The 20,196-nt window shown below is 54.3% G+C and carries 18 protein-coding genes and 2 rRNA genes; 9 read left to right on the top strand and 11 right to left on the bottom strand.

From position 1 onward, the window contains the following. Nucleotides 1-102 precede the first annotated feature (102 nt). A 5S ribosomal RNA gene (gene rrf / locus U8T64_RS02850) occupies nt 103-219 on the top strand. 86 nt (nt 220-305) lie between these two features. Here the strand turns inward: rrf (U8T64_RS02850) and U8T64_RS02855 are convergent. Together U8T64_RS02855 and U8T64_RS02860 are read right to left on the bottom strand one after the other, a co-directional pair. After that, nucleotides 306-1,286, bottom strand: coding sequence for a zf-HC2 domain-containing protein (locus tag U8T64_RS02855; RefSeq protein ID WP_322180763.1), 981 nt, complete (start codon nt 1,284-1,286; stop codon nt 306-308). After that, nucleotides 1,283-1,798: an RNA polymerase sigma factor gene (locus U8T64_RS02860; protein WP_322180766.1), complete on the bottom strand. Its 516-nt coding sequence runs from the start codon at nt 1,796-1,798 to the stop codon at nt 1,283-1,285. The genes U8T64_RS02855 and U8T64_RS02860 overlap by 4 nt, the downstream gene beginning before the upstream one ends. A gap of 194 nt (nt 1,799-1,992) precedes the next feature. Between U8T64_RS02860 and rrf (U8T64_RS02865) the strand changes: the two genes are divergently transcribed. From rrf (U8T64_RS02865) to U8T64_RS02895, 7 genes are all read left to right on the top strand, one after another. Beyond that, nucleotides 1,993-2,109: ribosomal RNA gene (rrf, locus tag U8T64_RS02865) — 5S ribosomal RNA — on the top strand. Between the two features lie 508 nt (nt 2,110-2,617). Further along, nucleotides 2,618-3,151, top strand: a complete 534-nt coding sequence (locus U8T64_RS02870) for a hypothetical protein (RefSeq protein WP_322180768.1) — start codon at nt 2,618-2,620, stop codon at nt 3,149-3,151. A 65-nt stretch (nt 3,152-3,216) separates the two neighbouring features. Further along, complete coding sequence (locus U8T64_RS02875; protein WP_322180770.1) at nt 3,217-4,665, top strand: MBOAT family O-acyltransferase; 1,449 nt, start codon at nt 3,217-3,219, stop codon at nt 4,663-4,665. 59 nt (nt 4,666-4,724) lie between these two features. Then, complete coding sequence (locus U8T64_RS02880; protein ID WP_322180772.1) at nt 4,725-5,075, top strand: DHHW family protein; 351 nt, start codon at nt 4,725-4,727, stop codon at nt 5,073-5,075. A 63-nt stretch (nt 5,076-5,138) separates the two neighbouring features. After that, entirely contained in the window at nt 5,139-6,368 is a 1,230-nt protein-coding gene (locus U8T64_RS02885) for a DHHW family protein (RefSeq protein ID WP_322180774.1), read from the top strand. 259 nt (nt 6,369-6,627) lie between these two features. Beyond that, the gene (locus U8T64_RS02890; protein WP_322180777.1) at nt 6,628-6,942 is read left to right on the top strand and encodes a helix-turn-helix transcriptional regulator; all 315 of its coding nucleotides are present in this window, start codon (nt 6,628-6,630) and stop codon (nt 6,940-6,942) included. Nucleotides 6,943-7,295: 353 nt separating this feature from the next. Next, nucleotides 7,296-7,841, top strand: a complete 546-nt coding sequence (locus tag U8T64_RS02895; protein WP_322180779.1) for a hypothetical protein — start codon at nt 7,296-7,298, stop codon at nt 7,839-7,841. A gap of 688 nt (nt 7,842-8,529) precedes the next feature. Here U8T64_RS02895 and U8T64_RS02900 read toward each other — a convergent pair. Both U8T64_RS02900 and rpsO read right to left on the bottom strand, forming a co-directional pair. Next, the gene (locus tag U8T64_RS02900) at nt 8,530-10,722 is read right to left on the bottom strand and encodes a polyribonucleotide nucleotidyltransferase (protein ID WP_322180781.1); all 2,193 of its coding nucleotides are present in this window, start codon (nt 10,720-10,722) and stop codon (nt 8,530-8,532) included. Nucleotides 10,723-10,872: 150 nt separating this feature from the next. Beyond that, complete coding sequence (rpsO, locus tag U8T64_RS02905; protein ID WP_322180783.1) at nt 10,873-11,136, bottom strand: 30S ribosomal protein S15; 264 nt, start codon at nt 11,134-11,136, stop codon at nt 10,873-10,875. A gap of 470 nt (nt 11,137-11,606) precedes the next feature. Here rpsO and U8T64_RS02910 point away from each other — a divergent pair, with 470 nt between their 5' ends. Beyond that, nucleotides 11,607-12,518 carry a hypothetical protein gene (locus tag U8T64_RS02910; protein WP_322180784.1) on the top strand — a complete coding sequence of 304 codons (912 nt, stop codon included), beginning with the start codon at nt 11,607-11,609 and terminating at the stop codon, nt 12,516-12,518. 451 nt (nt 12,519-12,969) lie between these two features. Here U8T64_RS02910 and ribF read toward each other — a convergent pair whose 3' ends face one another. From ribF to rnpM, 7 genes are all read right to left on the bottom strand, one after another. Beyond that, entirely contained in the window at nt 12,970-13,872 is a 903-nt protein-coding gene (gene ribF, locus U8T64_RS02915) for a riboflavin biosynthesis protein RibF (protein ID WP_322180786.1), read from the bottom strand. Nucleotides 13,873-14,483: 611 nt separating this feature from the next. After that, a complete protein-coding gene (truB, locus tag U8T64_RS02920; RefSeq protein ID WP_322180788.1) occupies nt 14,484-15,386 on the bottom strand; it encodes a tRNA pseudouridine(55) synthase TruB in 903 nt (300 codons plus the stop codon). Between the two features lie 148 nt (nt 15,387-15,534). Continuing rightward, nucleotides 15,535-16,494, bottom strand: coding sequence for a DHH family phosphoesterase (locus U8T64_RS02925; protein WP_322180790.1), 960 nt, complete (start codon nt 16,492-16,494; stop codon nt 15,535-15,537). Then, a complete protein-coding gene (gene rbfA, locus U8T64_RS02930) occupies nt 16,491-16,877 on the bottom strand; it encodes a 30S ribosome-binding factor RbfA (RefSeq protein ID WP_322180792.1) in 387 nt (128 codons plus the stop codon). Before rbfA ends, U8T64_RS02925 begins: the two co-directional genes overlap by 4 nt. Before the next feature lie 280 nt (nt 16,878-17,157). Further along, nucleotides 17,158-19,542: a translation initiation factor IF-2 gene (gene infB / locus U8T64_RS02935; RefSeq protein ID WP_322180794.1), complete on the bottom strand. Its 2,385-nt coding sequence runs from the start codon at nt 19,540-19,542 to the stop codon at nt 17,158-17,160. Further along, entirely contained in the window at nt 19,532-19,873 is a 342-nt protein-coding gene (locus U8T64_RS02940; RefSeq protein ID WP_322180796.1) for a L7Ae/L30e/S12e/Gadd45 family ribosomal protein, read from the bottom strand. Before U8T64_RS02940 ends, infB begins: the two co-directional genes overlap by 11 nt. Continuing rightward, nucleotides 19,863-20,165 (bottom strand): RNase P modulator RnpM, encoded by a 303-nt coding sequence (gene rnpM / locus U8T64_RS02945; RefSeq protein ID WP_322180798.1) that lies wholly within the window; start codon nt 20,163-20,165, stop codon nt 19,863-19,865. Before rnpM ends, U8T64_RS02940 begins: the two co-directional genes overlap by 11 nt. Nucleotides 20,166-20,196 lie beyond the last annotated feature (31 nt).

The following is a 20,196-nucleotide window of genomic DNA, read 5'->3' on the forward strand; positions in this document are numbered from 1 at the left end:
TATTGAGTTTTGTGGAGAAAATCTGAAAAACTTCGAAAAAGGGCTTGCATTTTTCGGGGGACTGTGGTATTCTTAGTAAGCTGTCTGGTAAGGGCAGCAAAAGTTGGTGTTGATTACGGCGAGGGTCCACCCGTTCCCATCCCGAACACGGAAGTTAAGCTCGTTCGTGCCGAAGATACTTGGCTGGTGACGGCCCGGGAAAATAGGTGTTCGCCAACACAGAAAAAAACCACCCGTTGGGTGGTTTTTTGTTTTGTCAAAAGGTTTTTGAGATGCCTGCGGGGTAGTTCTCCGGTTCAGGCGGGTCACTTTGCCGGTTCCGATTCCTGCCAGGTGATCCTCCCCTTACCATCGCCGTCCAAAAGATCTCCCTGCCGGGAATAGGACATTCCCATTTGGTTTTCTCCGCGGTATTCATGGAGGATATACCGGGCGTCCGGGGCGTTCGGATACAGACCCTCTTCATCGGGCGTGCCGCTGTAAAGCTCCTCGCCGTCCAGATCCCAGATCCTCAGCCTGCCGTCCGGATACAGAATATCGATACGGTGAAATTCCGGCCAGAGATGATAGAGGGCGCTGTTTCCTTTCCTTCTGATTTGATCTATTTCATACACATAGTCCGGTACTTTTTGCGATTTCTGCTTTTCCGCCGTCCAAACCAGCTTTCCTCCCAGCCAAAGGCTTTGGGGGTCCGCGTTTTCCGGCAGCTCCACAATGCTGAAATCCTCAATGGAATCCCCCCGCTCACTGAGCACAGGGCGGTCCGTTTCGTATTCCAGAAGATATTCTCCCGGTTTCTCCCCCTGGGCCGCGCTGAAAAGGCCGTTATCCTGCTCCCACACAAAATCCCGCCATTTCTGAAAGCTGAACCAGGGAATGGTGTGGGCCAGGAAAAGCTTTTCTTTTCCCTCCGATTCATAGCGGAACACCAGCCGCAGCTCCACCTCTTCCGGGGAAACCGGGATCAGCGGAATGCGGGTCAGCGCGAAAAAGCCGGAGAGCAGCACGACACAGGTAAGCGCCACTGCCGTAAAAATAGTGAGAAACCTCCTGTTTTTCAGTTTTTTCTGAAATGCCGCGAATTTTTTCATGGGCTGCGCTTCCGGAGCCTCTTCCTCCGGCAGAGCGGCGCAAAGCGTTTCGTATTCCGCCGCGCAGGCCCCGCACTCCTCCAGATGCTCCCGCACCGCCTGGGCGGTGCCTTCGCTCACCACGCTGTCCCGATACAGGGGGAGCAGGTCTCTTATAATCTCACAGCTCAAGCTCACTGCCTTTTCTTCCTTCATAAGCCGCCTTCCTTTCTCAGGGTTTCCTGAATCATTTTTCTTGCCCGGTAATACGTTACCCTGGCCCAGCTTTCCGTTTTGGAAAAAAGCCTTGCGATCTCTCCGAAGGAAAGCTGGCCGAAGGTCCGCAGGGAAAAGACCTCCTTATAGGGCTCCTTCAGCTCATGGAGGATCCGGTGGAGCTGAAAGGAGGTTTCCCGGTCAGCCACCCGCTGCTCCATGGCGGCAGAGGGATCGGGCAGAGCCTGCTCCCAGCCCTCCGAAGAAACTTCTCTCCCCAGCTTCCCGCACCGGTTCCGCCAAAGATTTTTTCCAATGGCGCAAAGCCAGGTATACAGGCTGCTACCGCCCGAAAAGCTTTTTGCTTTCAGGGCCTTCAGAAAGGTCTCCTGGGTGATATCCTGGGCTTCGCTTTCCGTTCGGCAAAGGGACAGCACATAGCGGTAAACCGCTTCATATTCGGCGCAAAGCGCCTGTTCGGAAAACTCTTCTACTTTTTTCCTTTTTTCCACAGCCGCCCGCACCTCCTGCCCTTTCAACCGTTAGACAAGCTTTTCCCCGAAACGTTACAAATTTCCAGAAAAAAACTTACCACAGGCTCCAAAAAACCGCAACCGCTAAAAACAGGAAATTTTTTTAAAAAAAAGCTTGCATTTTTCAAAAGGCTGTGATATACTCAATAAGCTGTCCGATGAGGGCAGGAAAAGTTGGTGTTGATTACGGCGAGGGTCCACCCGTTCCCATCCCGAACACGGAAGTTAAGCTCGTTCGTGCCGAAGATACTTGGCTGGTGACGGCCCGGGAAAATAGGTGTTCGCCAACACATCAAAAAAGCAGTTGTCCCAAAAGGGACAGCTGCTTTTTTGATTTTAAATCCTGAAGAAAAATTCGTCAGAATTTTTCCTGGGAAGCGGCAAAGCCGTTTTTTGGACAGCTGCTTTTTTGATTTTAAATCCTGAAGAAAAATTCGTCAGAATTTTTCCTGGAAAGCGGCAAAGCCGCTTTTTGGACAGCTGCTTTTTTGATTTTAAATCCTGAAGAAAAATTCGTCAGAATTTTTCCTGGAAAGCGGCAAAGCCGCTTTTTGGACAGCTGGTTTTTTTAATTTTTAATCTTGAAGAATTCGCTAGAATTCTTCCTGGAAAGCGGCAAAGCCGCTTTTTGGACAGCTGCTTTTTTGATTTTAAATCCTGAAGAAAAATTCGTCAGAATTTTTCCTGGGAAGCGGCAAAGCCGCTTTTTGCCTTCCCAATAATTTTTCGGAAAATCGCTTGACCTTCCCATTGTAATCCTGTAAACTTATAAATATATGACTTGGGAGGAATTTTTCCATGAAAAAAGGCAAATTCGGTATCGTTCTGTACTTTTATCCCCTTTTGGCGTTTGCCGCGGTGATCCTGAAATCGCCTTGGATCTGCCTTTTGCTTTTGGGCGTCACCGTCTTTGTGGAAAAGGACGAGTGGGCCAGCCGCCAGACCATGCAGGCCTGGCTTCTTTCCCTGGTCGTCAGCTTTTTCAGCGATATCCTGATCGGCATGGTCTCCTGGGTCTCGATCTCCTTCTTTTCCCACGTTCTCAGTGTGGCCGCCACGGTGCTTTCCGTGATCATTTACCTGGGCGCTATCATTCTCAGTATTCTGGCCATCACCAGGGTGATGAAGGAGCAGGAGGCGGATATTCCGCTGCTCTGTGATATTGCTTACAAAGTGTACGGCAAATCCCGCCCCAAAGCGGTAACGTTCCCCCAGCCTTTTTCCGCCCAGCCTCAGGCCGGGCAGCCCCCTTATGCTCAACCCCCGCAGCCCCAGCAGCCCGGTCCGGGCGCCGCGTCCGCAGGGCAGGAGCAAAATGGGGAACAGCAATAAACAGCTTTATTATTAGAAAGCTTCTCTGCCAGAGCATCATTTTATGAGAAAGGGAGGAAAAGGTCGTGGTATTCTCGTCGCTGGTTTTTCTCTGCGTCTTTTTCCCCCTGCAAATGCTTGTTTATACGCTGGCCAGAAGCATTGAAACAAAAAACACGGTGCTCATTCTTTTTTCTCTGGTATTTTATGCCTGGGGAGAGCCTTTTTACATTGTCATCCTGCTCTTTATGGCCTTTGCCGACTGGCTGCTTTCTCAGCTGATCGGCAAATACAGAGGCGCCTGGAAAAGCAAGCTTTTTCTGGTACTGGGCTGTGCGCTTGACCTGGGGCTTCTTTCCTTTTTCAAATACGGTGTATTCGTCACGGAAAATACCCAGCGCTGGTTTGGCTTTCCGGAAATCATTCCGCAGATCGCCCTGCCCATTGGGATCTCCTTTTACACCTTCCAGCTTCTTTCCTACCTGGTGGACGTTTACCGGGGAGAGGTGCCAGCCCAACCGAAATTCCGGCGGCTGCTTCTCTATGTATGCCTGTTTCATCAATGTATCGCCGGGCCCATTGTCCGGTACAAGGACGTATCGGAGCAGATCCTTTCCCGCCATGTGGACAGTGAGGACCTGCGAAACGGCATCAACCGCTTTGCCTCGGGGCTCGCGAAAAAGGTTCTGCTGGCAAACGTGTGCGGAAAGCTTGCCACCCTGACGATTTTGGACGGGCTTCCGGCCCATCAGGCTCTGAATCTTCCAAAGCTTCAAGCCGCCCCGGCGCTTTCCCTGTGGCTTGGGTGCTTCGCCTACATGCTGCAAATTTACCTGGATTTCTCCGCCTACTCGGATATGGCCATTGGCATGGGCCTGATGGTGGGCTTTCGCTATAAAGAAAACTTCGACTACCCCTATTTGTCCCGTTCCGTTACGGAATTCTGGCGCAGGTGGCACATGTCCCTTTCCAGCTTTTTCCGGGACTATGTGTATATTCCCTTGGGCGGCAACCGAAAGGGGAAGCCCCGCCAGGCGCTGAACCTGTTTCTTGTGTGGCTGCTTACCGGTATGTGGCACGGGGCGGACTGGAATTTCATTCTGTGGGGCTTGTACTATTTCGTATTTTTGGCCCTGGAAAAATTCCTGATTCCGTGGCTGCAAAGGCTTCCCGCCTTTTTCGGCCATCTGTATACCCTGCTGGTGGTCTTCTTCGGCTGGATCCTGTTCTATTTCCGGGATTTCACCCAGGCCTGGGTGGTGGTAAAGGGGTTATTCGGCTTAAACGGAAACCCGCTTACCAGCTTTGAAGCCTCCAACCAGGTGCTAAATTACTGCTTCTTCCTGCTTGCGGCTGTACTGGCCTGCACGCCGCTCATACGTATGCTGTATCACCGCGTCTGCTCTTCTTCCCACCCGGTGCCTGTGGTTTTCAGCACGGTGCTGGAATGGGTTCTTCCCGTGGCGGCGCTGGTGCTTTCCGCCAGCTTTTTGGTGGGGGATTCTTACGATCCCTTCCTGTATCTGCAATTTTAGAAAATTCCGGGGCGTGATCGCGCTCTGAAAAAGAATATGAGGGAAAAGGAGTGAAAACAATGCGTCACGCAAAGGAACGCCGCCGGGGCTCCCGGATCAAGGCGGTTCTGTTTTTTGCCGTGCTGCTTTGTGGCATGGTGTTTTCCCTCCTTTTGCCGCTGCGCCCCACCGAATCCCTTCAGGAAAAGCGGAAGCTGACCCCCTTTCCGGAGTTTTCTATGGAAAGTCTTTTAAGCGGCAGCTATTTTCGGGGAATTGACGATTGGTTTTCCGATACCTTCCCGGGACGTGACGCTTTTCTGGATGCCAACAAAAAGGTCCACTCCTTTTACGGGATCCGCTCTGTAGAGATCCACGGCGAAGTACAAACGGGAGACGATATTCCCGATACCCCCTTTACCGGAAAATAAGAACGCCTGACAATGCCTTCAATGCTTTGACTCAATATAGGGAATAAGAAAGGATGGTTATCCATGGAAAGAGAGTATGTCCGCCGCAGAATCCCCTCCGTGCCTTCCACCAGGCGCAGAGCGCCCTTACAGCCAAACGGGCGGAATAACAGAAAAAAGGTGGGGCCCCCTCCTTTCCTGTACCTTGCCCTGATTTTGATCGTTGTGATCGTGGCGGTGGTGCTCATCGTCACCCTGGCGGGCCGGGGCGATCGGGAAAAGACCCCCAATTCCTCCGCACCCTCTTCTTCTTTGAGCGGTTCCTCCGCTCTGAGCAGCGCGCCTTCCTCCAGCTTACCCTCTCAGGCCGCCCAGACCCCGCCGCCGGAAAAGATCCCCACCGGCTCTGCGGAAAAGCTGAGCACGCTTTTGAAGATCGGGGATACGGGCTATGAGTATTACAATTTTGTAGAGGAACGGGCCAACGATTACATTACCACCGTGTGCGACGCGGAAAAACAGCTGGGCGGCTCTGTGACGCTTTTCAACATGATCGTTCCCACCAGCATGGATATCATGCTGCCGGAAAGCTATCTGCAGCAGAATGAAATCAACAGCCAGGATCAGAACAAGGCTATAAACTACATGTATTCCTCCATGGCCGCCATCAATCCTGAGGTAAAGACCGTTTCCATTTTTGACGCTCTGAAGCTTCACAACAACGAGTATCTTTACTTCCGTACCGATCACCACTGGACTCAGCTGGGCGCCTATTATGCCTATGTGGAGTTCTGCAAGGCCAAAGGAATCGCCCCCAAGGCGCTGGAGGACTACGAAAAGGAGACCTACAGCGGCTTCTTGGGAAGCTTCTATTCCAGCGACCCCAACAGCGATATGGAAAACAACCCCGACACGGTGGAGGCCTACCGCTCGAAAGCCAATACCGCCCTTTCCTATACCGATTCAGAGGGCAACACCATTGAGGACTGGCCTGTGATCCAGGACGGCACGGATTACAGCACGGAAAACAAATACCTGATCTTCTGCGCCGCCGACCAGCCCTATGAGGAGATCGTAAACAGCGACCTTTCCGACGGCTCCGCCTGCCTGGTGGTCAAGGAATCCTTTGGCAATGTGTTCATTCCCTTCCTGGTGGATCATTACCAGACCGTTTATGTGGTGGACTACCGCTACTATGAGGGAGACATTTCCGACCTGGCGGCGGAGAAAAACGTCAGCGATGTGATCCTGCTGAACAACATTTCCATGACCAGAAACGAAGAGCTGATCGACGCCCTGAAGGAAAAATTCTAGGCGGCGAACCGCCGCAGGCACTCGTGAAGCCTCTTGGTGCGGGAGGATAGTTTCTGACCCGACCGCAGGTTCCGTTCCAGATATAAATTTTATTTTTCTATACAAAGTGCGAGCATACCAGAAATCCCCCGAAGGCAGAATCTTCGGGGGATCTTTAATACGGAGGCGGCTGTTTGCTTTTCTGTAAAACTTTTGCAACTGAAGGTAAGACTTTGCGGAAAAGGGTATGCTATACTGGGGCTGCCAAGGGGGGAAAAGCATGTACAGATACCATGAGGCCGTTCAAAAAATGCTTCGCTGGGTCGAAGACAACCTGCGCGGGGAGCCAACCCTGCTGGAGCTGTCAAGGCAGGTAGGGTATTCCCCGTGGTACTGCTCCTCCATGTTTCACCAGATATACGGGTGTACTCTGAGAAGCTATGTGGCCCGCAAGTGGCTGACCCAGGCGGCCATTGAGCTTCGGGACAGTCAGCGCCGTGTTCTGGATATCGCCCTGGATTGGGGATTTTCCGGCCAGGAAGCCCTGACCAGGGCCTTTCGGGAGAAGTTTGGGCTTTCGCCCGCCCGTTGTTAGAAATACAACGCTTTTGCCTAGGTCGGACAAAAATCCACTCCGGCAAAACTTCTTCGAACTGAAAACTGGTGAGATGTTGTCGATTTTCAGCGCAAAAAGCTTGCTTCGCAAGCTCCGGACGACGGCAGGAGAATGTTCCGCTTGCGGAGCATTTGCGCCTTTGCCTAGGACGATAAACTGAAAAGCGATAATATATCGCTTGTGGCAGCTTGCTGCCGCTATTCAGCGGGTTTGAATTTGCGCCGTCTGGCTAACGGAAGCGGCCTGTGCCGATCCCGCTTACCATGAGTAAGGACATGTTTCACCCCTGGCAATATTCCGCGATGTATCCATCGCAAAAAGGAGCTGACGGTATGAGCACAAAGGAACTGCGCGAAGCCCGGGTAAAAACAGAGTATATCCCCGCCCACAAATACATCGGTATTTGGGAGCCCCGCGCCGAAGGGTACGGAGATTTCTGGAGCTATCACGACTGCGACCGGGTGTGCGGCGCTATAGAAAGCATGCGTGACAGTGCGCACCCGGTGGTCACACCCCACACAGCGGGCTGGGTGCGCACAAACGGCAAGCGGGAGTATTTTTACGGCTTTGGGGTACCGGAGGACTACAGCGGCCCCGTGCCTGAGGGCTTTGAGCTCAGAAGCTTTCCGGCCAGCTATTACCTGGTGTTTTATCACCCTCCCTTCGACTACATGGAAAACAATGGGGAAGTCATGCGGCGGGTAGAAGAACTGGCATGGAATTACGACCTGAACAAACCCGGCAGTGATCCCGGCGGCATCAGCACCGCGGAGCACGCCGGAAAATTCCAGTGGAACGAAGAGGTCTGCCAATGCTATCAGCGGCACTACCCCGAGGGGATCGGCTACCAGATCCTGCGCCCTGTGCGGCTGAGGTGACCTCGACCAGCTGAAGAAAGCGGACATTTTCCTTTTTCACCTTACTTCCACCCGCGCGGCTCCCCGGCTGCGCGGGCAGCTTTTATAAGCAGTTGCAGCAAAAAGGAATGAGAAATTAGCACTGAGGAATGAGCAATGAGAAGGGCAAGGACACAGGCGCCGCAGGCTGGACGGAAGAAGTACACTGCTATAAGTGTTTTTGAACTGAGTGTAAGTAAGCTGGTAAATTATAGTTTAGCGAGCTAGTTGTTATCTGTTCGTTGTTAAAGAGGGGCGAGCTCCCTCGCTGTCATTCTGAGGAACGAAGTGACGAAGAATCTCGCCCTTAATTCCCTGAATAAAAAGGCAAAGAACGAGATTCTTTGTCAAGAAAGCTATAGCTTTCTATGCTCCTCAGAATGACATGAGGAAAATAGGCGGATCACCGTCGGTCGGGTCAGAAACCGATTTTCCGTATCAAGCGGCTTCACGAGTGCCCGCAGCGCAGCTGCAAATTCCAATTTATTGGTCTTTGGTTACAACACCTGTGTTGTTTATAGCCGAGTGTTCCCTTCAACGCACTTGCCCTTAAAATTGCTCATTCCTAATTGCTCATTGCATCTGCTGTCCAGCATCTAGTATCCAGCATCTAAAAAGCGCCGCCGCAAAATTCAGCATTTGCGGCGGCGCTTTTTTCTTTCAGCAAAGCTTATCTTCTGTCGTGGTCTCTCCGGGGGCGGCGGTCACGGTCTCCCCGGTCCCGGCGGGGGCCGCGATCCTCAGAGATGTCGTTCTCCGGCACGGCGCCGTCCAGGTCGATGAGGGCGTCCCGGCGGCTGAGGTTCAGCCTGCCCTTATCATCGATCTCCAGCACCTTGACCTTTACCACATCGCCCACATTTACCACATCGGTCACGTTTTCCGTGCGCTTGATATCCAGGCGGGAAACATGCACCAGGCCTTCTTTGCCGGGGGCGATCTCCACAAAAGCGCCGAAATCCATAATGCGGGTGACCTTGCCGTTATAGTAGGAGCCGGGCTCCGGGTCGTTGACAATGGTATCCACAATATCCAAAGCTCTCCGGCACTTTTCCAGATCCAGGCCGGAAATATACACATGGCCGTCCTCTTCCACGTCCATGGTGATCTCGCACTCGGCGCAGATCTTCTGAATGACCTTGCCGCCTGTGCCGATGACCTCCCGGATCTTGTCCACCGGGATCTGGGTGGAAAGCATTTTGGGCGCGTACTTGGAAAGCTCAGGCCGCACCTGGGGAATGGCCTTCAGAAGAATCTCGTCGATAATATAATTTCTGGCCTTGTGGGTCTTCTCCAGTGCTTCCTTCACCATCTCGGGCAGCAGGCCCTTGATTTTCAGATCCATCTGAATGGCGGTGATTCCCTTCTTGGTGCCGCCCACCTTAAAGTCCATATCGCCGAAGAAATCCTCCACGCCCTGGATATCCACCATGGTCATCCAGCGGTCCCCTTCGGTAATCAGGCCGCAGGAAATACCGGCCACCGGGGCTTTGATGGGTACGCCGGCGTCCATCAGCGCCAGGGTGGAGCCGCAGATAGAGGCCTGGGAGGTGGAGCCGTTGGAGGAAAGCACCTCGGACACCAGGCGGATCGTATAGGGGAATTCGTCAATTCCGGGCACTACAGGCACCAGGGCACGCTCCGCCAAAGCGCCATGGCCGATCTCCCGGCGGCCGGGGCCGCGGCTGGGCCGGGTTTCGCCTACAGAATAGGAGGGGAAGTTATAGTGGTGAATGTACCGCTTGGATTCCTCCTCGTCGATGCCGTCCAGCAGCTGGTTATCCCGAAGAGAGCCAAGGGTAGCCACGGTGAGCACCTGGGTTTGGCCCCTGGTAAACATGCCAGAGCCGTGCACGCGGGGCAGCAGGGCCACCTCCGCCGCCAGGGGGCGCATTTCGTCCATGCCGCGGCCGTCCACACGCTTCTGCTCGTCCAACAGCCAGCGGCGCACCACATATTTCTGCGTCAGATACAGGCACTCCTCGATCTTCGCTTCCTGCTCGGGATAGAGCTCGTCGAATTTCTCATGGACCTTTTCATAAACGGGCTTTAACCGCTCGTCCCGCACATTCTTATCATCGGTATCCATAGCGGCGCGGATATCGTCTTCGGCAAAGGCCTTGATAGCTTCCAGCATTTCCTCCTCCGGCTGATTGGAGGGATAGGAAAACTTCTCCTTGCCGATTTCCGCCTGAATGCCCTTGATGAATTCAATAATTTTCTGGTTGGCCTCATGGCCCGCCATAATGCCGTTGTACATATCCTCGTCGGAAACCTCGTTGGCGCCGGCCTCGATCATGGCGATCCGCTCAGAGGTAGAGGCGACGGTCACGGCCATCTGAGAAGCCTCGCGCTGCTTCACATCGGGATTGATCACAAACTCGCCGTCCACCAGACCCACGGAAACACCGGAGATGGGGCCGTTCCAGGGAATATCCGAAATGCTCAGGGCAATAGAGGTGCCCACCATGGCGGCAATTTCCGGGGAGCAGTCCTGTTCGACAGACATTACCGTGCAGACGATGGAAACATCATTGCGCATATCCTTGGGGAACAGGGGGCGAATGGGCCGATCGATCATACGGCAAACCAGCGTGGCCTTTTCGCTGGGCCTGCCCTCCCGCTTCAAAAAGGAGCCGGGGATCTTTCCCACGGAATAAAGCTTTTCCTCAAAATCCACGGAGAGCGGGAAGAAATCGATCCCGTCCCGGGGCTTTGCGGAGGCGGTGGCCGCCACATGCACTACCGTTTCTCCGTATCGTACCAGGCACTCGCCGTTTGCCAGCTGACCCATTTTCCCGGTTTCCACCACAAGAGGGCGCCCGGCAAATTCCGTTTCATACACCTTGAAATTCTCAAACATACTTTTCACACTTTCCTTTCCTTATCTGAGTAAAACCTCCCAAGCTGACCCAAACCGCGGGGGCTTCTCTTTCTGAAAACCCGGTATAAAAGAACAAAAGGCTGTGCCGCTGGCCAGACGGCCTGCAACCACAGCCTTTGCTTTCCCGTATTACTTGCGCAGACCCAGCTCCGCGACAATGGCGCGATAGCGCTCAATATCGATCTTGATGAGATAATTCAGAAGGCTCCTTCTCTGGCCTACCATCTTCAACAGACCACGGCGGGAATGATGATCCTTCTTGTTCTCACGCAGATGCTCGGTGAGGTCGCTGATCCGCTTGCTCAAAACGGCGATCTGCACCTCGGGAGAACCGGTGTCGCCCTCGTGGCGGGCATACTTCTGAATGATCTCGGTCTTTTCTGCTTTTGTCATACTGTTCACCTTTCCGCGGCTCTCTGCCGCTCTGTTATTCACCCCAAACGATCCAAATCACAAGCCTTCTTAAAATAAAGAACCATAAGAAATTTCAAAGAAGGAATCACGGACGATTCAAAAAATCATAAGCGATTCGAAGAATCGTGCAATGATCGTTTTGAATCGTAAGACGATCCGAAGGATCGTTTATCCACAGATCAAGGTCGGTGTTTCCATGATCCGAGGATAGGGCAGCTTGTTTATTTTACCACAGCTTCCCGGCTTTGTAAAGCGTTTTTCCGGGTTTTTTCATTTTGGCTTTAAGATTTATATTTTGAATTTTAATATTCTTCCGGAAATTTTTGTATCTTTTTTTTGAAATCTTTATTGACACGCATTATAATTCCTGTTATTATGACATTAGAGATTTGCGAATTTTACGCAAATTACTTTGCAAGCTTTCCCAATAACTCTCAGGAGGGATTTCCATGAAAAAAAGGAAAACTGTGTTTACCATTCTCAGCTGTTCCCTGTCCATGGCAGTTTTCGTGGCAGGCTCCGTGCTGTTCTTCCGCTCTCCCGCTCTGGCTGCCCAGCCGGAGGAGGGCGCTTCCGCTTCCGAAGCGGTTTTGCCCTTCACTGTCAGCCCTGAACAGGAAAGCTCTTTGCCGGAAACTGTTACTGTAATCTTTGGCTATCCCGTTCTTTATTCTCTGGAGGATCTCATTCAGGAATCCACTTTGGTGGTACGGGGAACCGTTTCCGCTGTTTCCGAGCCTTTCCTGATTTACGGAGTGGGCGATAACGCGGGTACCTTGGTTCATACGGATTATACCATCTCCGTTGCGGAAACCCTGCGGGGAAAAGCCCCTGCGGAGGAAATTACCGTGCGCATGGAGGGGGACAGAACAGATCCCTCCATCATCTACAAGGATTATGCCTCCCTGCAGGAAGGCCGGGAATACCTGCTCTTCCTCTGGAAGCCCGATCGCGGCGCCGGCTTTACCACCAGGGGAGACTACTATTATATTACCGGAGAAACCGAGGGAGTTTACGAGCCCGCCCAGGCGGAAAAGGCCGGAGAAGCCGCCCGTTCCGCTTCCGCAGACAGGCTTTTTATCAGCCAGTATGCCTTGAATATCCAGCCTGAGCTTCCGGCGGGGAACGGCCTTGCCAGGGCCTTACAGGAGCCTGCGGAAAAGGGCGAGCTTATCTTCGGCCTTTCCTCCCTGCGGGAAGAGCTGAAGGCCGCCGAAACGGAATATCCCCCGGAAAACGTAAACCACCGGGCCATAGCGGAGGAGGCCTACCGGGCCAACGTGCAAAGCGGCATGATCACCCAGGAGGAATGCGACCGCTACATCGCGGAGCTGGACGAATACGCCGTGATCGTGGAATAAGCAGGTCGTTTTATACCGGGATAAAAGCAATAAACAGAGCGAGCGCATTGCGGAAAAAACCGCAATGCGCTCGTTTTTTTAGATGCTGGATTCTGGATACCAGACGGTGGCGGCGCTGCTACGCAGCGCAATTTAGAAAAGGGCAGGTGCAATGAGGAACGAGCAAGGAAGAGCACAGTCACAAGCGTTGTAACCAATGCTAATAAATGATAGTTTAGCGAATTACTCGTTAGAGAAGAACGCCTCCTCCTTTGTCATTCTGAGGAGCATAGCGACGAAGAATCTCGTCCTTAAAACCCTTCAAAAAGGCTCGAAGGACGAGATTCTTCACTTCGTTCAGAATGACAGGTGGGGAGTAAGCGGTGCGCCCGTAAATTTCAATTTACCGGCGTTGGTACAACGCCTGTGTTGGTACAACGCCTTTGCCCTTTCATTGCTGATTTCTAATTGCTCATTTCTTTCCCGCTCCTGTAATTTCCCCGGCCTGTGCCGCGTTTTTTCGAATCTCGGCCTTCAACTCCTCCAGGGAATCAAATTTTCGCTCCGGGCGGATAAATTGAAGCAGGGCAAGCCGCAGCCTTTTTCCGTACAGATCTCCGGAAAACTCCGGGATCCAGGTTTCGGAAAGCACCCGGTCGGAGCCCACGGTGGGCTTTACCCCAATATTTGTCACGCCGGTATACCAGGTATTTTCCACCTGGATCCGGGAAGCGTACACGCCGAAGAGGGGAATGGAGAACCCCTCCGGGATCGCCTGATTTACGGTGGGGAAGCCAAGCCCTGTGCCAATGTGGTTTCCGTGGATCACCTCTGCCGAAAAGCCGAAGGGCCTGCCCAGCAGCCGGTTTGCCAAAGGGATCTCCCCTGCCTTGACCGCCGCCCGGATCCGGGTAGAGCTGATCCTTTCCCCGTGGTCCAGCACATCAGCCAGCACGCAGAGCTCTATTTCCGCCTCCCGGCAAAGCCTTGTGAGAAGGGAAACATTGCCCGCCGCGCCCTTGCCAAAACGGAAATCCTCGCCGCAGCACAGTCGGGCCGCCCTGCACCGCCCGATGAGGGTTTCCCAGAAAAATTCCTCTGCCGGAATATCCCGCACCTGGGAAAAGCAAAGAGAGTAAAGGCGCTCTATTCCCTGCTCCGCCAAAAGACTTTCTTTATCCTCCGTTGTGATCACAGCCGGGCCGCCGGAAGGGCTTCCCGCAAAGGTAAGCACCCCCGCGTGCTCCGCGAAAGGAGGCAAAAGGGCCTTTTCGATCACCGCCATATGCCCTCGGTGCAGCCCGTCAAAGGCCCCCAGCGCCAAGGAGCAGGAGGTGTTCTCCTGAATTTCTTCTATGTTTTTGATCGTAACCATTCCCGCCGCTCCTTTCTTTTTGGGGGGCGTACAAATAAATGAACAATTAGGAATGAAAGGGCATAAACATAGCTCGATAAATTGGAATTTAGCGGCGAGGCGCCGCGGCCACTCGTGAAGCGGCTTGGTACGGAAAGCCAGTTTCCGACCCGACCGTTGGCAGGGTGATAAATTGGAATTTGGCGGCGAGGCGCCGCGGCCACTCGTGAAGCGGCTTGGTACGGAAAGCCAGTTTCCGACCCGACCGTTGGCAGGGTGATAAATTGGAATTTGGCGGCGAGGCGCCGCGGCCACTCGTGAAGCGGCTTGGTACGGAAAGCCAGTTTCCGACCCGACCATTGGCAGGGTGATAAATTGGAATTTGGCGGTTACTTGCTCACTTTCCAACTGTCATTCTGAACGAAGTGAAGAATCTCGTTCTTTGCCCTCTTGCCTTGGAAATAAGGACGAGATTCTTCGTCACTTCGTTCCTCAGAATGACAGTGGGAAACTGAGTGCTAAACAATAATTTATCGAGCGGTGCAGGCAACGCTTGTGCCCTCGCCCTTTATTACTCATTGCTCATTCTTCATAGTACCTGCCCCTGCCTGTGTCGCCGCCCGGTATCTAATTCAGCAAAACAATTTCAAAAATCGCAGCTCGCCTTGCTGGGGGGCCGCCTTTGCCAGGCCTAAAAAGCGGCCGCCGGCTTCATAGACGCACAGGCGCGTTCCCTCGGCGAGGGCGATGCGGGGCAGCTTCAGGCGGTTCATGGAAAGAGCGCCGCCGTTACAGAACCGGGCGGCCTGGGCTGGGCTGACCATCACCGCCGGGTACTCCTCAAACAGGCTTTCCGTGGAGCGCAGAACGCTTCCCAAGCCGCCGCTTTCCGCTTGCATTTTCAGTTCTTCCAGGGAAACGGCGTCCGCTTCTGAAAAGCCGCAGGCTCTGGTACGCCGTAGGGCGGTCATGGTACCGCAGGAGCCTGCCGCCCCGGCGATATCCTCAATGAGCACCCGAATATAAGTGCCCTTGGAGCAGGCTGCCAACAGCACGCCCTCCCGCTTCTTTTCGTCATATTCCAAAAGCTCCAGACGGCTGATGGTAATTTTTCGGGGCTTCCTCTCCACCTCGATTCCCTTGCGGGCCAGCTCATAAAGACGCTTTCCGCCCACAGACACGGCGGAATACATGGGCGGGATCTGGTCGATTTCTCCCCGAAAGCGCTCCATGGCGGCTTTCAGCTGCTCCGCGGAAACTGGGGTGTTGTCCGTTTCCGTCACGGCCCCTGTGATATCCCCGGTGTCCCGCTGCTGGCCCAGGCAAAAGCCTGCACGGTATTCCTTTTCCGTATCCGGCAGCAGGTCCGCCGCCTTGGCCGCCCTGCCCAGCAGCAGAGGAAGCACCCCGGTAGCCATAGGGTCCAGGGTGCCGGTATGCCCGATCTTTTTTTCATGAGTAAGCCCCCGCACCACCGCTACCGCGTCAAAAGAGGTGAACTCCGGGGGCTTGTCCAGTATCAATACTCCGTTCATGGCAACCGCTTTCCTTTTTAACATTTCATCGTGAGGGAAGTCTGATTTAGAAAGGGGTAAAAACGACAGGTTTCTCTTGTCTTTGCTGAACAAAAACCAAAGGGCGGTTCAGAATGACAAACTGGAAGGCTATGCCCTTTCTAAACAACTAATTACTTACAACTAATAACTCTTCCTCACAGGCCGCTTTCAGCTTTTCCGCCGCTTCCGCCAGGGAAAGGCCGGGAAAGGAGCAGCCTGCCGCTCCCGTGTGTCCGCCGCCTCCGAATTTTTCACAGACCGCCGCCGCGTTCGCCGGGGGATTGGCACGAACAGAAGCCTTCACCGTGCCGTCCGCTTTTTCCTTGACAGTCACGCCCAGCAGCACGCCTTCGATTTGCCGGGGCAAAGCGGCGATCCCCTCCAGGTCGCTGTCTGTTGTTCCGGTTTTCTCCAAAACAGAGCGCGGCACCTGAACGAGAGCGCATTTCCCCTCACAGAAAAATTCCAGATCTCCCAGTACCAGCCGCTCCGCCTCCATCTGGGCACGGGTCTTGCTTTCCCACATCATTCGGTTGATTTCCGCCGCGTCCGCTCCCGCTTCCATGGCCTCCGCCGCAATGCGGTAGCTGCGGGGGGTGGCGTTGCGATAGCGCAGGCAGCCGGTATCGGTAGTGATGCCTGTGTAAACGCAGCTTGCCGTGGCCTTGTCCGCCCGCACACCCAGTTCCTTCAGCAAAAGCCAGATCATTTCCGCGGTGGCGCCGCTTTCCGGCTCCACCCAGCAATTTTCCGCAAAGGGCTTGTGGGTGCCGTGGTGATCAATGGCAAGCTCTATTTTTCCTTCATATTCCTCTTTCAGCGAACCTAAAAGGGCAAGATCCGCCACGTCCACTGTCATCACATGCTCCGGGACAAAGCCGCCCAGGGAAAGCCCCTGAAACAGATAGTCAAATTTGTGGGGAATTTCGTCCGCGCAGCGGAAATCCACCTGCTTCTGGAGGGAAATGAGCCCCCCCATCAGAGCGCAGGCAGAACCCAGGGTATCTCCGTCCGGGGAAGCGTGGCTCAGGATCAAAACACGGTCCCAGCCCTTCAGGAGAGCCGCTGTTTTCGCGCAATCCATCATAGCGTTTCGTCCCCTTTTTCGGGATCTGTTTCTTCGGCGGGAAGCTCCAAATCGTTCAGAAGCCGGGAAATATGGGCGCCGTATTCAATGGAATCGGTAGCCTTAAAGAGCATTTCCGGCACATGGCGCAGGGAAAGCCGCCTTCCCAACTCCCGGCGGATATACCCCGCCGCTGACTTCAGGCCCTTTACCGCCGTTTTGGTCTGCTCCATTCCCTCCATGGTGCTCACATAGACCGTGCAGTAGGAAAGGTCGTTTGTGACCTCCACCCGCACGATACTCAAAAAGCAATCCTTCACCCGGGGGTCCTTCACCTCCCGCAAAATAGCGGAAAGCTCCCGTTTTACGTCCTCTGTTACCCGATCGATTTTATAGCTCGGCATACTAGCTCCTTCTTATTCTCTAACAACTGGCATCTATACTCTTTCATCTCTCAGGATTCTAAAAACATTACCGGCAGTGTACCCGTGGGTCACTGAAAAAAGGTGGTTCTACGAAGGAGAATCGCAGTATTTCATACTGCGAAACCTTTTTTCCGTCCAGTCCATGAATTCCAGAACACCAGCTTCCATGGATCAGTGTACCCGTAAGGCACTGAAAAAAGGTGGTTCTCCGAAGGAGAATCGCAGTATTTCATACTGCGAAACCTTTTTTCCGTCCAGTTTAATCGCGGTACTCCTCCATCTCATAGGCTTCCAAAATGTCCCCCTGTTTAATATCGGAGAATTTTTCCAGGGTGATCCCGCAGTCGTAGCCGTCGGCCACCTCGCGCACATCGTCCTTAAACCGGCGCAGGGAGGCGATCTTGTCGTCCGCCACGATGATGCCGTCCCGCACCACCCGCACCAGAGCGCTGCGGGTGATCTTGCCGGAGGTCACATGGCCGCCGATAACGATGCCCACGTTGGAGATCTTGTAGGTCTCCCGGCACTCGGCCTTGCCCAGGGAGATCTCCCGGTACTTGGGCGCCAGCATGCCCTTCATGGCAGATTCGATCTCCTCGATGCAATCGTAGATGATGCGGTACAGGCGCAGATCCACGCCGTCCCGCTTGGCGTTTTCCTCGGCCACCGGGTCGGGGCGCACATTGAAGCCCACCACAATGGCGTTGGAGGCGTTGGCCAGCATGACGTCGCTTTCATTGATGGCGCCTACCGCGCCGTGAATAATATTGACACGAACTTCTTCGTTGGTGAGCTTTTCCAGGGACTGGCGCACCGCCTCCACAGAGCCCTGCACATCGCCCTTGACGATGATCTTCAGCTCCTTCATGTCCCCTTCCTTCATCTGGTCGAAGAGGTTATCCAGCGTCACCTTGGTCTGAGAACGGAAGGTTTCTTCCTTCTGCTCGGTCAGGCGCTGCTCCACCAGCTCTCTGGCCAGGCGCTCATCGGAAACGGCGTTGAAGATATCGCCGCCCACAGGCACATCGTTCAGGCCCGTGATCTCCACAGGCACAGAGGGGCCGGCTTCCGTCACCTTTCTGCCCTTGTCGTCCATCATGGAGCGCACCCGGCCTACAGTGGTGCCGGCTACCAGGATATCTCCGGCATGGAGGGTTCCGTTCTGCACCAGGACTGTGGCGATGGGGCCCATGCCCTTATCCAGACGGGCCTCTACCACCGTGCCCTTTCCGGCGCGTTCAGGGTTGGCCTTCAGCTCCATCATATCCGCTGTGAGAATGATCATTTCCAGCAGGTCGCCGATGCCTTCCTTGGTATGAGCGGAAACGGGGATACAGGGGGTTTCTCCGCCCCAATCCTCCGGCACCAGGCCATGCTCGGTAAGCTGCTCCTTGACCCGCTCGGGGTTGGCGCCCACCTTATCCATTTTATTGATGGCCACAATGATGGAGACCCCCGCCGCCTTGGCGTGGTTGATGGCCTCCACCGTCTGGGGCATAATGCCATCGTCCGCGGCCACTACCAGCACGGCGATATCCGTGACCTGGGCGCCTCTGGCCCGCATGGTGGTAAACGCGGCGTGGCCAGGGGTATCCAGGAAGGTCACGTCCCGGTCGCCCACCTTTACCCGATAAGCACCGATATGCTGGGTGATACCGCCGGCTTCCCCTTCGGTCACGTTGGAATGGCGGATCACGTCCAAAATAGAGGTCTTGCCATGGTCTACGTGGCCCATGACCACAACGACGGGGGCTCTGCTCACCAGATTGGCCTCGTCATCCTCGCTGTCGTCAATAATACGCTCCTCGATGGTAACAACGACTTCTTTTTCCACTCTGGCATGGAATTCATCGGCCACCAGCACAGCGGTGTCAAAATCGATGGTGTCGTTGATGGTGGCGAACACGCCCAGGGCCATCAGCTTTTTAATGACCTCGGGGGCCGTTACCTTCAGCCGCAGGGCGAATTCGCCCACGGTGATCTCCTCAGGCACTTCGATGGTGATATGCTTTGCCTTCCGCTCCTGGGCAATACGCCGCAGTCTTTCGGCCTCCGTCTCCCGCTTACCACGGCGCTGCTGTCCCCGGCGCTGCTGGTTGCGGCTCATGAACTTCTGCTTTGTCACCACATTGTCCGTTTTTACCTTTTGATCGGCCAGGCGATCATATTTCTCATTGTAGCGGTCGATATTCACATTGGAGGAACGGGTATCGATGACCCTGCGCACCGGCTGCGAATGCTCTACCACCGGAGCGGGAGCGGCCTTTTCCTGGGGCTTTGGCTTTCCCTCCGCGGCAGGGCGGACGGGGGCCTTTTCTCCCGGCTTTGCCGCGGGAGCTTTTTTCTCCGCCGGAGAATCCTTCTGCTCCGGCACAGCTTTTTTCGGCTCCTCGGAAACCGGTTCCGCCTCTACCGTGATCTCCGGCTCGGGCTGTGCCTGCTCCCGCTCCGCAAAATAGGTATCCAGCGTTTCCAGGTTTCTTTTCTGGGTAAAGGTTTCGAACACTATGTCCAATTCCTCTTCCGTCAGCACAGTCATATACTTCTTCGGTTCTGTAAAATACTCCGCCAGGGTGTCTATCACCTCTTTGTTGGGAATATCCAGATCCTTGGCAACTTCCCGTACTCTGTATTTAATCATCATAGGATCGTTCCTCCTTCTCTTCCGGTCTTTGTTCTATCGCGTTTCTCAGCGCCTCAGAAAAGCCCTGCTCTGTTACCGCCAGCACTCCGGCTCTTTTGATGCCGCAGGCCTGGCCTGTTTCTTTCATGCCGGTCTTCAGCCGCAGAACGGGCACACCCGCCCGTTCCCCTTCATAGCGTAAATTTTTAAAGGTTTTTTCCGAAATGTCCTCCGCTGCCAAAAGCAGCCGGGCCTTTTGATTTCTGGCTGTGGAAGCGGCGGCGTCAAAGCCCAATTCCAGCTTTCCCGCCCGCCGCGCAAGCCCCAAAAGGGACAGTACCTTATTCTCCATCCTGCCCGATCTCCTTCTCCATCTGCTCGTAAACCTCATCGGAGATCTTGCAGGAAAAAGCGCGCTCCAGCCGCCGGGCTTTTCGGGCCGCCCGCAGGCATTCCGGGTTTCTGCACAGGTAGGCGCCTCTGCCCGGTTTTTTTCCTGTGAGATCCAGGGAGATCTCAGGGGGAAGGGGATTCCCGGCTTCATTCTGCTTTTCCGGGGCCTTCACCACCCGCACCAGCTCTTTTTTCGGCTTCATCTCGCCGCAGCCGGTACACATTCGCATCGGTATTTTTTTCGGACGCACAGTGATCCCTCCCTTTGCTCACTTCATTTTA

This window comes from Neglectibacter caecimuris, from assembly GCF_034335015.1.
In the GTDB taxonomy this organism is placed as follows: domain Bacteria; phylum Bacillota; class Clostridia; order Oscillospirales; family Acutalibacteraceae; genus Acutalibacter; species Acutalibacter caecimuris_A.

Bases quoted from the DNA above. Each gene is read 5' to 3' on its own strand.
- U8T64_RS02900 (WP_322180781.1), bottom strand. From the start codon at position 10,722: ATGTTTGAGAATTTCAAGGTGTATGAAACGGAATTTGCCGGGCGCCCT.
- U8T64_RS02910 (WP_322180784.1), top strand. From the start codon at position 11,607: ATGAAAAAAAGGAAAACTGTGTTTACCATTCTCAGCTGTTCCCTGTCC.
- U8T64_RS02890 (WP_322180777.1), top strand. From the start codon at position 6,628: ATGTACAGATACCATGAGGCCGTTCAAAAAATGCTTCGCTGGGTCGAA.
- U8T64_RS02855 (WP_322180763.1), bottom strand. From the start codon at position 1,286: ATGAAGGAAGAAAAGGCAGTGAGCTTGAGCTGTGAGATTATAAGAGAC.
- U8T64_RS02870 (WP_322180768.1), top strand. From the start codon at position 2,618: ATGAAAAAAGGCAAATTCGGTATCGTTCTGTACTTTTATCCCCTTTTG.
- U8T64_RS02885 (WP_322180774.1), top strand. From the start codon at position 5,139: ATGGAAAGAGAGTATGTCCGCCGCAGAATCCCCTCCGTGCCTTCCACC.
- truB (WP_322180788.1), bottom strand. From the start codon at position 15,386: ATGAACGGAGTATTGATACTGGACAAGCCCCCGGAGTTCACCTCTTTT.
- U8T64_RS02880 (WP_322180772.1), top strand. From the start codon at position 4,725: ATGCGTCACGCAAAGGAACGCCGCCGGGGCTCCCGGATCAAGGCGGTT.
- U8T64_RS02895 (WP_322180779.1), top strand. From the start codon at position 7,296: ATGAGCACAAAGGAACTGCGCGAAGCCCGGGTAAAAACAGAGTATATC.
- rpsO (WP_322180783.1), bottom strand. From the start codon at position 11,136: ATGACAAAAGCAGAAAAGACCGAGATCATTCAGAAGTATGCCCGCCAC.
- infB (WP_322180794.1), bottom strand. From the start codon at position 19,542: ATGATGATTAAATACAGAGTACGGGAAGTTGCCAAGGATCTGGATATT.
- U8T64_RS02940 (WP_322180796.1), bottom strand. From the start codon at position 19,873: ATGGAGAATAAGGTACTGTCCCTTTTGGGGCTTGCGCGGCGGGCGGGA.
- ribF (WP_322180786.1), bottom strand. From the start codon at position 13,872: ATGGTTACGATCAAAAACATAGAAGAAATTCAGGAGAACACCTCCTGC.
- U8T64_RS02925 (WP_322180790.1), bottom strand. From the start codon at position 16,494: ATGATGGATTGCGCGAAAACAGCGGCTCTCCTGAAGGGCTGGGACCGT.
- rbfA (WP_322180792.1), bottom strand. From the start codon at position 16,877: ATGCCGAGCTATAAAATCGATCGGGTAACAGAGGACGTAAAACGGGAG.